General features: G+C 38.2%; 16 protein-coding genes. 11 read left to right on the top strand and 5 right to left on the bottom strand.

Annotated elements, in window-relative coordinates:
* Positions 1–7 precede the first annotated feature (7 nt).
* Together JR005_RS12035 and JR005_RS12040 are read right to left on the bottom strand one after the other, a co-directional pair.
* Positions 8–1,324, bottom strand: a complete 1,317-nt coding sequence (locus JR005_RS12035) for an MFS transporter (protein ID WP_218665147.1) — start codon at positions 1,322–1,324, stop codon at positions 8–10.
* Between the two features lie 253 nt (positions 1,325–1,577).
* The gene (locus JR005_RS12040; protein WP_004988979.1) at positions 1,578–2,804 is read right to left on the bottom strand and encodes an acyl-CoA dehydrogenase; all 1,227 of its coding nucleotides are present in this window, start codon (positions 2,802–2,804) and stop codon (positions 1,578–1,580) included.
* A gap of 251 nt (positions 2,805–3,055) precedes the next feature.
* Between JR005_RS12040 and JR005_RS12045 the strand changes: the two genes are divergently transcribed.
* Positions 3,056–4,030 carry a LysR substrate-binding domain-containing protein gene (locus JR005_RS12045; RefSeq protein ID WP_218665148.1) on the top strand — a complete coding sequence of 325 codons (975 nt, stop codon included), beginning with the start codon at positions 3,056–3,058 and terminating at the stop codon, positions 4,028–4,030.
* Here the strand turns inward: JR005_RS12045 and JR005_RS12050 are convergent.
* Positions 4,011–4,340 carry a hypothetical protein gene (locus JR005_RS12050; RefSeq protein WP_218665149.1) on the bottom strand — a complete coding sequence of 110 codons (330 nt, stop codon included), beginning with the start codon at positions 4,338–4,340 and terminating at the stop codon, positions 4,011–4,013. The two genes, JR005_RS12045 and JR005_RS12050, sit on opposite strands and share 20 nt — an antisense overlap.
* A gap of 191 nt (positions 4,341–4,531) precedes the next feature.
* On the opposite strand from JR005_RS12050, the gene JR005_RS12055 reads away from it, so the two are divergent.
* The gene (locus JR005_RS12055; RefSeq protein ID WP_004988982.1) at positions 4,532–4,969 is read left to right on the top strand and encodes an HD domain-containing protein; all 438 of its coding nucleotides are present in this window, start codon (positions 4,532–4,534) and stop codon (positions 4,967–4,969) included.
* A gap of 103 nt (positions 4,970–5,072) precedes the next feature.
* Positions 5,073–5,972, top strand: a complete 900-nt coding sequence (locus JR005_RS12060) for a LysR family transcriptional regulator (protein WP_218665150.1) — start codon at positions 5,073–5,075, stop codon at positions 5,970–5,972.
* Positions 5,973–6,015: 43 nt separating this feature from the next.
* On the opposite strand, the gene map is transcribed toward JR005_RS12060, so the two are convergent.
* Positions 6,016–6,837: a type I methionyl aminopeptidase gene (gene map, locus JR005_RS12065; protein WP_218665151.1), complete on the bottom strand. Its 822-nt coding sequence runs from the start codon at positions 6,835–6,837 to the stop codon at positions 6,016–6,018.
* Positions 6,838–7,176: 339 nt separating this feature from the next.
* On the opposite strand from map, the gene brnQ reads away from it, so the two are divergent.
* A complete protein-coding gene (gene brnQ, locus JR005_RS12070) occupies positions 7,177–8,478 on the top strand; it encodes a branched-chain amino acid transport system II carrier protein (protein WP_004997746.1) in 1,302 nt (433 codons plus the stop codon).
* A 587-nt stretch (positions 8,479–9,065) separates the two neighbouring features.
* The gene (locus JR005_RS12075; RefSeq protein WP_218665152.1) at positions 9,066–9,326 is read left to right on the top strand and encodes a hypothetical protein; all 261 of its coding nucleotides are present in this window, start codon (positions 9,066–9,068) and stop codon (positions 9,324–9,326) included.
* Between the two features lie 35 nt (positions 9,327–9,361).
* On the opposite strand, the gene JR005_RS12080 is transcribed toward JR005_RS12075, so the two are convergent.
* Entirely contained in the window at positions 9,362–9,814 is a 453-nt protein-coding gene (locus tag JR005_RS12080) for a hypothetical protein (RefSeq protein WP_218665153.1), read from the bottom strand.
* 133 nt (positions 9,815–9,947) lie between these two features.
* Here JR005_RS12080 and JR005_RS12085 point away from each other — a divergent pair, with 133 nt between their 5' ends.
* The 6 genes from JR005_RS12085 to JR005_RS14965 all read left to right on the top strand — a co-directional run.
* Entirely contained in the window at positions 9,948–10,814 is an 867-nt protein-coding gene (locus tag JR005_RS12085; RefSeq protein WP_126624365.1) for an alpha/beta fold hydrolase, read from the top strand.
* A 252-nt stretch (positions 10,815–11,066) separates the two neighbouring features.
* Positions 11,067–11,657, top strand: a complete 591-nt coding sequence (locus JR005_RS12090; RefSeq protein WP_373865987.1) for a LexA family protein — start codon at positions 11,067–11,069, stop codon at positions 11,655–11,657.
* A 2-nt stretch (positions 11,658–11,659) separates the two neighbouring features.
* Positions 11,660–12,985 (top strand): Y-family DNA polymerase, encoded by a 1,326-nt coding sequence (locus JR005_RS12095; protein WP_218665154.1) that lies wholly within the window; start codon positions 11,660–11,662, stop codon positions 12,983–12,985.
* 237 nt (positions 12,986–13,222) lie between these two features.
* The gene (gene aroQ / locus JR005_RS12100) at positions 13,223–13,672 is read left to right on the top strand and encodes a type II 3-dehydroquinate dehydratase (RefSeq protein WP_004989003.1); all 450 of its coding nucleotides are present in this window, start codon (positions 13,223–13,225) and stop codon (positions 13,670–13,672) included.
* Between the two features lie 27 nt (positions 13,673–13,699).
* Positions 13,700–14,119, top strand: a complete 420-nt coding sequence (gene accB / locus JR005_RS12105) for an acetyl-CoA carboxylase biotin carboxyl carrier protein (protein WP_004989005.1) — start codon at positions 13,700–13,702, stop codon at positions 14,117–14,119.
* A 15-nt stretch (positions 14,120–14,134) separates the two neighbouring features.
* A partial coding sequence (locus JR005_RS14965) for a biotin carboxylase N-terminal domain-containing protein (RefSeq protein WP_324064342.1) occupies positions 14,135–14,498 on the top strand: 364 nt, incomplete at its 3' end.

A 14,498-nucleotide genomic window follows, 5' to 3' on the forward strand; every position in this document is an offset into this window, starting at 1 on the left:
TTTTATTTCAAGATTTTTGCGGATCGTACTGACGATCTTTAATAAAAAAGCCAGGTAATACACCTGCGATAAAGTAGGCTGCCCCCATGACAATAAATGCCATTGCAAAAGTCCCACCTGATGCCAAAAAGCCAATAGTCGCAGGCGCAATCGCAGCACCGACACGACCAATGTTATAAGCACCACCAATCGCAGTCCCACGGACATCAGTTGAGAATGACTCTGCCATATAAGTGGCATTTACCCCATATGGAATACCGTAAAGAAAACCAAAGGTGATCAATAAATACAGAATATTCTCAGGCGTATTAAAGAAAATAATGATTGGCAGGAAAATTGCGCTGGCAAGTGTGCCAAAGACAAACACAGCACGGCGATTAAATTTATCCGCTAAATATCCTGCTAAAATTTTGCCTAAAATCATGGCTGTATACGAACCCACCATATAACTGGTTAACGATTTGAAATTCATATGGACTTCAGTTTCAAGATAACTTGGCATCCAGTTATTAATGCCGTAATAACCAAACTGCAAAAAGAATGCTGTGGTCATCCAGAGTAGAAACATTTTGTGATGTTTGAAGTTATTGAAGATTTGTTTGTAAATACTACCGCTTTTAGGTTTTACATCTGGTTGTCCTGTTTTTTGTTTTTCTGGATTTAAAGCTGCAATTTTTGTTAATTGCCATGACTTTGGTTCAGGGACAAAGCGCTGTAAAATGACATTAATAATGGCTGGAATCACGGTAATAAAAAATAGAATACGCCAGCCATGTTCAGGAATAATTGCACCAGCTAATAATGTAGCTACGATGTAACCTACGGTTTGTCCGGTCTGTAATGTTCCTAAGACGGTTGTACGATATGAAGTCGGAACATATTCAGCCATTAAAGTATTACACGCCATATATAGCGCACCAATTCCTAAAGCTCCGATAAAACGAAGCACCATGAATTGTTCAAAAGTTTGTGTAAAACCTAAAATACAAGTTGCAATTGAAAAGAATGTCACTGAATGCGCAATGGTTCTAACACGACCAAACTTATCACAGGCCCAACCACCTAAAATACCTCCAATTCCCATCCCTGCTAAGGATGCGCTACCTAATGCGCCCGCCTGAAAAGTCGACAAACCAAAATCTGCTTTTAAACTGGTCAAACTATAAGACAACAACATGATATCCACGCCATCCACCACCATCGCGAAATAGGCAAATAACAATGCCCATTTCCATGTATTTGGGGTAATGCGATCATATGTTCCAATATTGGATGCTAATGTATTTGGAAGATTTCCCGTAACGGTTTGAACATCATTGTTCATTTTATTTCACCTCATTTTTCCTAAATGAGTCTTAAGTTTTCATCGATTAATCATGCCATGTTCGCTTTGCTATTGTTGTTTTATCTTGCCCAAGCAAAGTGCCATTTCTTCATGAAAAATTCCATGATGAATCCCTGACTATTTTTGTATTGTCTTTATTAAGCAAAAACCGCTTAGAGACACGCATAGCGCGCATCTTTAAGCATCAAGATTTAATTTAAAAAATGAAAAACGAATTAATTAAACTATGAGTCTAGTTACTAAAAGCCGCAATACCCGTTTGAGCACGTCCCAAAATCAAGGCATGTACATCATGTGTACCTTCGTAAGTATTGACGACTTCTAGGTTCACCAAATGACGTGCAACACCAAATTCGTCACTAATGCCGTTACCACCCATCATGTCACGGGCTAAACGAGCAATATCTAGCGCTTTACCGCAGTTATTACGTTTAATTAAAGACGTACCTTCAACCGCAGCAATACCTTCATCTTTCATACGACCAAAACGTAAAGCCGCCTGTAAGCCTAATGCGATTTCAGTTTGCATATCAGCCAGTTTTTTCTGAATCAACTGATTGGCAGCCAATGGACGACCGAATTGTTTACGATCCAATGTATATTGACGTGCGGTATGCCAACAAAATTCTGCCGCACCCATCGCACCCCAAGCGATTCCATAACGCGCACTGTTCAAGCAAGTGAATGGACCTTTTAGACCACGAACGTCTGGGAATGCATTTTCTTCTGGAACAAATACATTATCCATCACGATTTCGCCAGTAATGGAAGCGCGTAATCCTACTTTGCCGTGAATTGCTGGAGCAGAAAGTCCTTCCCAGCCTTTTTCTAAAATAAAGCCACGAATTTCGCCAACATTACCTTCAGCAGACACTTCTTTCGCCCACACCACAAACACATCAGCAATTGGGCTGTTGGTAATCCACATTTTTGCGCCAGTTAAACGATAACCACCATCTACTTTTTTGGCACGTGTAATCATACTGCCCGGATCAGAACCATGATCAGGTTCAGTCAAACCGAAACAGCCAATGTATTCACCTGTTGCAAGTTTCGGTAAATATTTTTGCTTTTGTTCTTCAGTCCCAAATTCATTAATTGGCACCATCACTAAAGAACTTTGTACACTTGCCATTGAACGGTAGCCTGAATCGACACGTTCAACTTCACGAGCAATCAAACCATAACTGACATAATTTAAACCTGCGCCACCGTATTGTTCTGGAATGGTTGGCCCCAATAGACCCAACTCACCCATTTCACGAAAAATAGTAGGATCGGTGGTTTCGTGACGAAATTGCTCCAATACACGTGTCATGAGTTTATCTTGACAATATGCATGCGCAGAATCACGAATCATGCGTTCTTCTTCAGTTAACTGTTGCTCAAGTAAGAATGGGTCTTCCCAATTGAAGTGAACACGTGCAGATTTTTTAGCTGTATCGACCATTTGATTCATCGCTTTCCTAGCCTGTTTGTTTGTCATTGACCCGATGCTACGATGTCGCAGTCAAAGCAGCAAACGATAAATTTGCATACAGTCATTCCATTTACGCATATCTTATTTTAATTTTAGGCTATACTTAAATTACGTTTTACTCTTAATTCAAGCAAATAGGTTTTTTTAGCTACAGAAAGATAGAGTACACTTTCAAAATATATGTGATTTACAAATATCTTCATTTTGCAATCATCATTAAGGACAATTCCATGAGGCGCATGATTCCCTCTCTACAAGCACTCATTTGTTTTGAATCAGCTGCCAAGCACAAAAGTTATACCTACGCAGCGCAGGAACTTTCGATTACACAAAGTGCTGTGTCTCGACAAGTCCAGCAGCTTGAGGAATTTTTAAATATTGAGCTGTTTAATCGCACCCGACACGGCGTAGAACTTACTCAAGCAGGCGAACAATATTTTAAAAGTATTAAGCCTTATTTGCTCGGCATTGAACAAAGCACACTGGATTTGATGTCGCACAAAGGTTTAGGTGGAACTTTAAAGCTAGGAGTTGTCCCAACTTTTGCGACCCGTTGGTTATTGCCTCGTTTATATCGTTTTAATGAAATTTTTCCTGAAATTACCATCCACCTTGAAACCAGTACCAAACCTTTTTTATTTAGTGATCATATTTTTGATGCCGCTATTTATGCAGGAACGCCATCACAAATTGAAAACTGGCCAGGTGCAAAAATTCAATTCTTAATGCAAGAAGAAGTTGTACCTGTTTGCTCTTTAGCCTTAATCCAAAAACATTTTCCTGAGATTCATATTGATCAAAAACACAGCATCGACTTATCCCCTGAACAGATTAGTCAACTACCCTTACTGCAACAAACCACACGTCCTTACATCTGGAAAGAATGGTTTTCAGCCGCTGCTTACGATTACCCCTATGCGATGGAAGGTCAACGTCATGAACTGTTTTCGATGCTCGCAGTGGCAGCAACACATCATTTAGGCGTAGCACTCATTCCACAAATGTTGCTTGAGAAAGAACTGAACAATACGGATCTGGTCATTGCCTCATCTTTAAAGTTAGTCGGTGCGCGTTCTTATTATTTCGTCTATTCTGAACAACACAATAACGCACTGATTTTAAAATTTACCGAATGGCTTGAGAAAGAAGTGAAGACCTATCAATCTAAAACTGGCTTACAACAGGTCAAGACTCATGAGGACTAAATCCTGCATAGCGCGATAAATTTTCAACCCCTAAATCTGTCTGGATAATCGTTACCGCAGGGTATAACGTTTCAGTAATCGCAGTAAAAATATTCATGTCTGGATCTTCGTGTAACTCATCCACAGATTTTGTCATTTGAGCTTCAAAGCGATCTGCAACAAATTCAAAACCCAAGTCCATTGCAACAAATAAAGTGTGTTCACAAGGCTGAATATATTGCTCTTGCATCCAGTCAACGACAGCATGTTGACAAATCGGACAGAGAATATTGGCAGAAGCATCGGGCTGCTGGATAAGCTTGCAGGACATAAACTTACTCTAAAATGTAGTTAATAACGTCAAGAGTAGTCTAATAGAAATATTTGCTTGCATCTAATTTTTTTAAAATCCACCTTTGGTGAATTGCTATTCATTTCCACTCATGCTTATTATCATAGAAAGAAAAAACGTGCTCAGTTGTGTGAATTTTGAATTAACGACATTTTTGAAATGGAGATTTCATGTCAACACTAGAAAAAGCCATTGCACTGGCAACAAAAAAACATGCGGGACAACTTGATAAAGCGGGGCAACCATACATATTACATCCTTTAAGGCTTATGTTAAATGTAGAAAGTATGGATCAGAAAATGGTCGCAGTAATGCACGATCTACTTGAAGACACAGATACCACGATTGTTGATCTGATTACTTTGGGGTTTAGTCAGAATGTGATTGATGCGGTCGTTGCATTGACCAAAAAAGAAGGTGAAAGCCGTCTGGATGCAGCCAAAAGAATCGTGAAAAATTCACTTGCAAGAACAGTTAAATTAGCTGATCTTGCAGACAATATGGACTTAAGCCGAATCAAATCGCCAACGCAACGTGATTTTATGCGCCTTGAAGAATATAAAAAAGTAAAAGACTTTCTACTAAACCCGCCCGCAGCTCTCATATAATTTTGAGCTATTTACTCAGGTTTAACATAAAGCTTTAAAATTATTGGGTATAATATGCAGTATTGCTTAAAAAATTAAATTTGCTGCTCAACGGAAATCCATTATGCTCACTGATTTAGACGATTTTTATTGTTTTGCTTTAGTCGTTGAACATGGGGGATTTAGTGCAGCCGAACGAGCTACAGATATTCCAAAATCAAAATTGAGCCGTCGTGTTTATAACCTTGAAGAACGTCTCGGGGTTCGCCTGATTCAGCGTAGTTCGCGCCATTTTGCTGTGACTGAAATCGGCATGAATGTGTATCGGCATGCTCAAGTGATGATGAATGCTGCACAAGCTGCACATGACTTGGTCGATCATTTGAGTGTTAAACCTCGTGGTGTGATCAAAGTTACCGTTCCGGTCGATATTGCACAAAATCAACTGACCAAGATTTTGCCTGATTTTTTAAAATTATATCCCGAAATTCGGGTACAACTGATTATTAGTAATCGACGTTTTGATGTGATTAATGAAGGCATTGATATTGCCCTACGTGTTCGATCCAATCTGGATGATGATCCAAGTTTAGTGATACGCCAGTTCAGCACCATTGAACAGCATATCTTTGCCAGCCAAGCCTATTTAAATGAATACGGCTCTATAAAAAAACCCGAAGATCTCTCTCAGCACCGTGTTTTAAGTTTGGCTGATGACCATCTGGATCAACAAATCATTTTACACAATAAAGAAAACCAACAAGAAAAAGTAAAAGTAAATCCAGTTATTATGGCTTCAAACTTATTGATGTTAGCCAATTTAGCCAGTCAAAATTGTGGCGTTGCTTTACTCCCCGATACCATTGCGAGTGAATATGTCCGCACAGGTGAATTAGTGCGAATTTTACCAGATTGGAAAGCACCCCATGGTATTTTCCATGCCGTGTATCCATCACGTCGTGGTCAGTTACCTGCGGTTCGGGTATTTATTGATTATTTAGTTGAGCAGCTGGGTATCAGATAATAAAAAAACTTATTTCGATCGAAATAAGCTGTATACAAACCGTTTACTCAGTCGCAGTGACAGGTAAAACTTCGATATCAGGATATGCACCTGTACCATTTGGCCACGGTGTCAATAATTCATAACCTGTTTCTGTGACTGCAACCATGTGCTCCCATTGTGCTGACAATGATTTATCTTTGGTAATTACTGTCCAGCCATCACTTAACTCTTTGACCTGTGCATGTCCTGCATTCACCATCGGTTCAATGGTAAAAACCATGCCTTGTTGCAAAACCATCCCTTGACCCGGTTGACCATAATGCAAAATATTAGGTTGTTCGTGGTAAATTTTTCCAATACCGTGTCCACAGTATTCCCGAACAATACTATAACCTTCTGCCTGAGCAACAGATTGGATCGCATAACCAATATCACCTAAGGTTGCGCCCGGTTTTACAACCTGAATACCTGCATGCATCGCGTTATATGTGGTTTCAACCAATTTTTTTGCATCTGGATGAACATCTCCAACCAGAAACATACGGCTGGTATCACCAAAGTAACCATCTTTAATAATCGCAACATCGATATTGATAATATCGCCATCTTGCAGAATTTTCGTCGGAGAAGGAATACCATGACAAACCACTTCATTGACTGAGGTACATGTCGTTTTGGTAAAACCATGATATCCCACATTGGCAGGAATCACTTGCAAGGTATTGACGATGTAATCATGACAAATGTCATCCAGATATTCAGTACTTACACCGGGTTTAATATGATCCGCAATCATCTCCAGAACCTGCGCCGCCAGACGACCTGAAACACGCAAATTTTCAATATCTTGTTCAGTTTTGATGGTAACTGTAGATGCTCGCATTGCAATCCCCTCTATGATTCTGTGAATTATACCCCCTTTAAGCTCAAACTTATATTAGCTTAATGCTTATCATTTCTAATTAGAGACTTATATATTCTCAAATTAGGTTAACTATTGATCAATCAATGCTTCATCAAATATGCATTTATTGTTGAAATTTACAGCTAAAGCATTGAACCTAATATAATTTCGATTTTATTTTCAAAAGTTTAATTTAACCACTTTAGAATTTTATGTAAATTTCATCTTTATATATCTACATGCACGCGATTAGATAGTTGCACAAACATCCTATTTTTATACTAAAATTTGCATGTTTTTATCACAAACTCCCATTTTATGATCAGTCTTCGCACTTCAGACATTATTGCACTTGGTTTTATGACCTTTGCTTTATTTATTGGGGCTGGCAATATTATTTTCCCACCGATTGTTGCTCAACAAGCGGGTGAACATGTATGGTTAGCAGCAGCTGGATTTTTGATTACGGCTGTAGGCTTACCTGTTATTACCATTATGGCGCTTTCCCGTATGGAAGGTTCGATTGCCATGATCAGTTCACCACTTGGAAGAGTCGCTAGCTTACTCCTCACTATTGTATGCTATCTGTCGGTTGGACCATTATTTGCTACTCCACGTACTGCAACCGTTTCTTATGAAATTGGTTTCTCCTCTTATTTTGGTACATCCAGTCATAGCTTACTGATTTACAGTATTGTTTATTTTGCATTTGTAACGCTAGTTTCGCTTTATCCAAATAAACTTTTGGATACTGTAGGGCGTTTTCTTGCTCCTTTAAAAATTGCGGCACTTGCTGTTTTAGGTGTAGCTGCATTTCTGATTCCATCAGGCTATATCCCACCTGCGATTAACAATTACGTTGCTCATCCTGTTTCTGAAGGTTTTGTTAATGGTTACTTAACCATGGATACTTTAGGCGCTTTGGTGTTTGGTATCGTGATTATTCAGGCGATTTATTCGCGTGGTGTCCGTGAGCCGAGGTTGGTAACACGTTATGCGATCATTGCCAGTATTATTTCAGGAATTGGTTTGACACTGGTATATATCAGTTTGTTCAAACTTGGGCTAGGTAGTCATGAAGTTGCACCAAATGCAAGCAATGGTGCTGTAATCTTACATGCTTATGTACAACATGCTTTCGGTGATCTTGGTTCTTTCTTCTTAACGATCCTGATCTTTATTGCCTGCATGGTGACTGCCATTGGCCTGACTTGTGCATGTGCTGAATATTTTGCACAGTTAACCAATCTGCCGTATAAACTATATGTCTTTGTTCTGGTTGGATTTTCTTTAATCATTTCGAATTTAGGATTAACCAAACTGATCGCAATTTCAGTTCCAGTTTTAACAGCGATTTACCCGCCTGCTATCGTCGTCATTATGCTGAGTTTTTTCTGGAAATACTGGAATGTACCTGCTCGCGTCGTTGCACCTGTTACAGCCATTGCTTTCTTATTTGGTATTCTTGAGGGCTTAAAAGTTGCTGGTTTTGAAGCACATCTTCCAAGTTTCGTTCAAGATTTGCCATTAAATGCACAAAATTTAGCTTGGCTCATTCCGTCTATTGTTGTACTCGTCATTTCTATTGTGATCGACAAAATCAAAAAACCGAACGTTTGATTATTTTGTTGTTAATTAAAGTCTAGTTTTATCCAAACCTGATTTTAAGCTCAATAAAAATGCCACTGTTTTTACCCAAAACAGGCATTTTTGTTTCAACAACCCTCATCTACAACATGGTCTGTTGTATCAATTCAGTCATACTGGTTTTATCAAAATAAAAACAATTATCAGCCATCTTCTCCAAACTAATACATTGCAAATAATCATCGCACACATCGCGTATTTTTAATTATTTTTTAAGAAATGCATTTTAGGCTAAAAATCAACCTTTGTCGTTTCACATTCAAAAAAGCTGGCATACTTCATGCTTTATTTAGCTTAAGTCGTATGTCTTTTCCTCTTGAATATACATAGGATGTAAAGAGCTTCCAATTAATTCGGCAATATATATAAATATTTTTGATAGTAATACCTATATTTATTACAAAAATATAAATAACTATCATATATTTTATATATACGCTAAATATTTTGGGAAATAGTGTTATCACCTATTGAAATACCACTAAATTCGAAGTACAACTGTAATATTAATTCCGACTAAAACAATTATGTTTAGTCAAACTAAAGAAGGAGGGATGGAGATGTTATCATTACATTTCAATAAGCAAGTCTTCATTAACGCTCTGAAGACCTCAGACACAGTCATTTATGGAATAACCACTGTTGCCCTGATGTTGACGCTTGCATTTCAAGGAATGATAAAAGGCAATTTAAAACCCGAATACTTTATGTATGCACTGGTAGTTTCTGTTGCTTTTTCAGTCTGGGCTTTTGTCGATCACAAATTCCGCCAGCTTAGCCTAGAACATGCTAAAGCAAAAATGGAGAAAATGGATGAGTAATCATCCATTTTTTGTGCCCTTTCCTTCTTCATCCCTTAAATAAATTGAACGATACAACCGAGTAATAAAATAAAGGTTGCACCCACTTCAATCACGATTAAAGCCAGCATTGCCAAAGTCATCATCCATGTAGCTAAACTATACTGTCCAAGTTTATGCGGTCTTTGAAATTGGTTTGTGGTATCTTTTAAAAAACCATGCAAGATATAAGATCCAATTGAAAAACTAAAAAAGATCAGATTCAGGATCACACAGATTACATTCAGCATGTCTGACCATACAGAAAAAAAAGCCAAGACCGCTAAAATTAGACTTGCAGGTGCATACAAGAGACTGCTTCGATGCGCAATATCAACATAATAATGTGCACGTGATTGTTGTGAATGACGAATTTGATAGTATTTCCAAACCCCTGTAAGCATTCCCACCCAAAGAAAAATACCACTAAAAATAATCCCTATTTTTACCGCAAAAGCTAAAGAAATCATGAGATTCCATCTCTATGTTTATTTTTGGAAGCCCGTTATATCATATTTTTTTGACTTTTAAGTCATAAAATTATCAAGTCTCTTTTTGGAACTCGTTTAAAGTAAAAGCAAGATTATTACTTAATGACATATCATGGAAAATTTTGAGAAATTATGGATAAGCTGTGCAGATGGTTATCAACTTGCAGCTCAGTTTTATAGCACTTCCAAAAATACCCAAACCGCTAAGACTTATCCTATTTTAATTTGTCCTGCGACTGGCATTACCAAATCGTTTTATCATGCATTTGCAAGCTGGTTAAGTGAGCAAGGTTATGATGTGATGGTGTTTGACTTTCGTGGAATTGGAGAGTCCTTACATGGCAGTTTACATCATTCCTCCGCCAGTATTGTTGACTGGGGAACGCTGGACATTCCCGCTGCAATAACCACATTACTCAATAAATCAGGTGCAGAGAAAGTCATTTTGCTCGGTCATAGCGCAGGAGGTCAACTTTTAGGTATTAATCCATTGTATGCAAAAGTACATCAAGTGATCGCGGTGGCTGGATCGACAGGTTATATAAAAGGGTTAAAAGGTAAGACCAAGATTTTAGCACCTGTGATGTTCAATTTTGTCTTCCCTATTTCAAGTCTGATCAAAGGATATGGTGCAACTCAATTTATTGGTATGGGAGAAAACTTACCTAAATTAGTCGCCAAACAATGGCGTGAATTTTGTAGTCAAGCAGGCTATGTCAAAAATGCGATAGGAAAAACCGTACATCATGACTTTCATCATCAAATTGCATGTCCAGTGACTTCAATTTGGGCAACCGATGATGAGATTGCAACAGAAATTAATGTGAAAGATCTATTAAGTTTATATCCAAATGCCAAGACTGAGATGATTAAGCTAGAACCAAAACAACTTGGTTTTCAAACTATTGGGCATATGTTGATGTTTAAAAAATCTCATCAAAGTTTGTGGCCAATCATTCAGGAACAAATCAAAAACTAAGCTTATTTTGTGTGGGTTATCTTTTTCGATAAAGCATAACCCATACCGTTCCCCTTTCCCCGTTCCAATTACGAGCTTGACTCATACTCTTTTCTAAAATGAACCTAGAAGCTGACTTACAAGACTCAGCTTGAGTTGGATTATTATTTTAGCTTCGATTTTTTATTCTTTTTATCAATTAGCCCGATGCTGTTTTTTTTGCTATCTTGATTAAGTTACAAATTCAATCCAAACTAAATCACAATGAATGAAATCCCATTCAAGACAGCTAAAAAGCACGGTGGTAAGCGTGAAAATGCTGGTCGAAAAGCCCAATATCAGGAAAAAACAGTAGTTATGCGAGTGCCTGAATCCAAAGTCAATGCTGTCAAAGCATGGCTAAAACCTCGTCATCCAGATGATATTGAACCCATTTACAATCTACAAAAACTAGTAGCAAAAAGCTCGGTTCAGATTCCTTTTCCACTTGAATCGGTTGCTGCTGGATTTCCATCACCCGCGCAGGATGATATTGAAAAGACTTTAGATCTAAATCAATACCTGATTAAAAATCCTTTATTTACTTTTATATTAAAAGTTAATTCACTGTCTATGCGTGATGCGGGTATTGATATTGGCGATCAAATTATTATCGACAGAAGTATAGAGGCAGAACACGGAGATATTGTTCTGGCATTGGTCAATAACGACTTTACCGTGAAACGTTATATGCGCAATGGCAATAATCCTCATGATTTTTGGTTAAAAGCCGAAAATCCTGAGTTTCCAGATATCTATCCTCGTGAAAATGAACAGGTAAAAGTTTGGGGCATCATTACCTGTATCCTTAAAAAGCTAAAATAGTCATGATGAATTTTCAGCGACAATATTATGCCTTGATTGACATTAATAACTGTTATGTCAGTTGCGAGCGATTATTTCAACCTAAATTCAGCACCCAACCTGTTGTGGTATTGTCCAATAACGACGGCTGTGTCGTTTCAAGAAGCAATGAAGCAAAAGCACTTGGGATAAAAATGGCTGTGCCGTGGCATCAAATTAAAGATCATCCTTTATATCAAGGCGTACAGGTATTTTCTAGCAACTATACGTTATATGCAGAAATGTCTCGGCGCTTTTTTTTAACGATTCAAGAATTCTTCCATGCAGAGGATACAGAGGCCTACTCCATCGATGAGTGTTTCATTCATCTGACTGCTTATGTTGATTTATTTGATATCAAGGATTACTGCCAACAGCTTGTTAAAAAACTTGAACAATGTTTAGGATTACCCTGCTCAATAGGCATCGGTCACAGTAAGACACAAGCAAAACTCGCCAATCATTTTGCCAAGAAAATTTCCAGTTTCAAAGGCGTTTGCTATTTAGAACAATTAGACCCATTGATTTTGGAAGATTTAATGATCAACACCCCTGCCAGAGAAGTCTGGGGGATTGGTCATCAAATCAGCAAACGTTTACAAGCCTACAATATTTATAGTTGTTATGACTTAACTTTTGCCAATGAACACTATCTTGCTAAAGAGTTTTCAGTGATTATTGCGCGTACAATCCGTGAGCTAAAAGGCCAATCCTGTATCTCACTTGACGACCCAAAAATTCCAAGTAAACGTATTCTGGCATCCCGAAGTTTTTCAAAAGCTCTAAACGATTTAAATCAAATTAAACAGGCTTTGATTTTTCATTTAAATCGTGCACATCGACGACTCATGTCACAACAACAGCTATGTCATTGTATTCAAGTTTTCTTGTATGAAAAAATCGAAGCCAAACCCTATAAAAAAGCACATGTACATGCTGTCGGTCTGGAATATTCGACAGATGATCTATTAATTTTAACAAAGTTTTCTTTACAGCAACTTGATGTTTTATTTGATAAAAATAAAAAATATATCAAAATTGGTATAATGTTCTGTGGCTTATATCCTCGCCAGCAACATATTGATGACCTTTGGCAACCTCTTGAACAAATTCATGAACGTCAAAACCTGATGTTGGCTCTAAGTTCGATCAAAAACCGATTTGGCAATGAAAGTTTGCAAGTGGGTTATCATTCCTGCCAGTCCCAATGGAAAATGAAGCAACTTTATTGCTCACCTCATTATCTAACCCGATGGAATGAATTACTTTGTATTGATGATTCACACATGGCAGTTACACAAAATAAATGAACTGTTTTCGTCAATTCGGTTTAAAATAGTATGCGATGAAAAAACGATAAAATTTGTCATTTTTTAACATTGCCAATTTTCAGCAAAGTTTGCAATATAGGCGCTGAGTTTTGGCAAATGCTTTCTGCTTCAATTAAAACAAATTATAAAAAATATGTAGAAATATATGCCATAATGAGCAAACTTTGCAGACATCTTGCAAAGCTTATTTGCATTTTATGAATTGGAGCAAGCAGAATGAGTTCAACCATTTTGGTGATTCATGGACCGAATTTGAATCTGTTAGGAAAACGCGAACCAGAAGTTTATGGTGATCTTACTCTTCAAGATATCAATCAACAGTTGATTAGCCAAGCCCAAAACTCCAGTATTCAATTAGAAACATTCCAAAGCAACTGGGAAGGTGCGATTGTAGATCGTATTCATCAAGCTCAGACCGAAGGCGTTAAATTTATTGTCATTAACCCTGCTGCGCTTACTCATACTTCAGTTGCGCTTCGCGATGCCTTACTTGGCGTTGCCATACCTTTTATCGAAGTGCATTTATCGAATGTACATGCGCGCGAAGCTTTTCGCCATCATTCTTATTTATCTGATAAAGCCGTTGGCGTGATTTGTGGTTTGGGTGCAAAAGGATATTCCTATGCCCTCAACACAGCCATCGAAAAACTACAATCTTCCCATTAATTCACCATGATTTAGGAATACTCACCTATGGATATTCGCAAAATTAAGAAACTCATCGACTTGATGATTGAATCTGACTTACAAGCGATTGAGGTTAAAGAAGGTGATCAATCTATCTCTCTTACTCGCCCAACACCTGTATATACCACTGCGCCAGTAGCCGCTCCCGTTGCTGCACCTTCTTCAGCACCTGCTGCTAAAACACCCCGTGGTGCTGTCGAAACATCACCAATGGTTGGCGTATTTTATGCAGCACCAAGTCCTGGTGAAGCGCCGTTTGTGAAAGTGGGTCAAACTGTTTCTGCGGGTGAAACGTTGGGTATTATTGAAGCGATGAAAATCATGAACCCAATTGAGGCAACTCAAAGCGGTGTTGTTGAAGAGATTCTAGTGAAAAACGGTGACGTGATTCAGTTCGGTCAACCATTATTCCGCTACCGCGCGTAATCCACGGGGGCATGTATGTTGCAAAAAGTATTAATTGCAAACCGTGGTGAAATCGCATTACGTATTACCCGTGCTTGTAAAACATTAGGCATTAAAACTGTTGGTATTTATTCTGATGCCGACAAAGATTTAATGCATTTACGTTTCGTCGATGAAGCTGTATGTATTGGCCCGGGTGCAAGTAGTGATAGCTATTTAAATATCCCTGCAATTATTACAGCAGCAGAAATTACAGGTGCAGATGCCATCCATCCCGGTTATGGCTTTCTCTCAGAAAATGCGGAATTTGCCGAAATTGTAGAAACCTCAGGTTTCATCTTTATTGGCCCACGCCCTGAACATATCCGCTTAATGGGCAATAAAGTCTCTGCTATTGTTG

The sequence above is a fragment of the Acinetobacter sp. Colony158 genome (assembly GCF_019264745.1).
Taxonomy (GTDB): Bacteria; Pseudomonadota; Gammaproteobacteria; order Pseudomonadales; family Moraxellaceae; genus Acinetobacter; species Acinetobacter ursingii.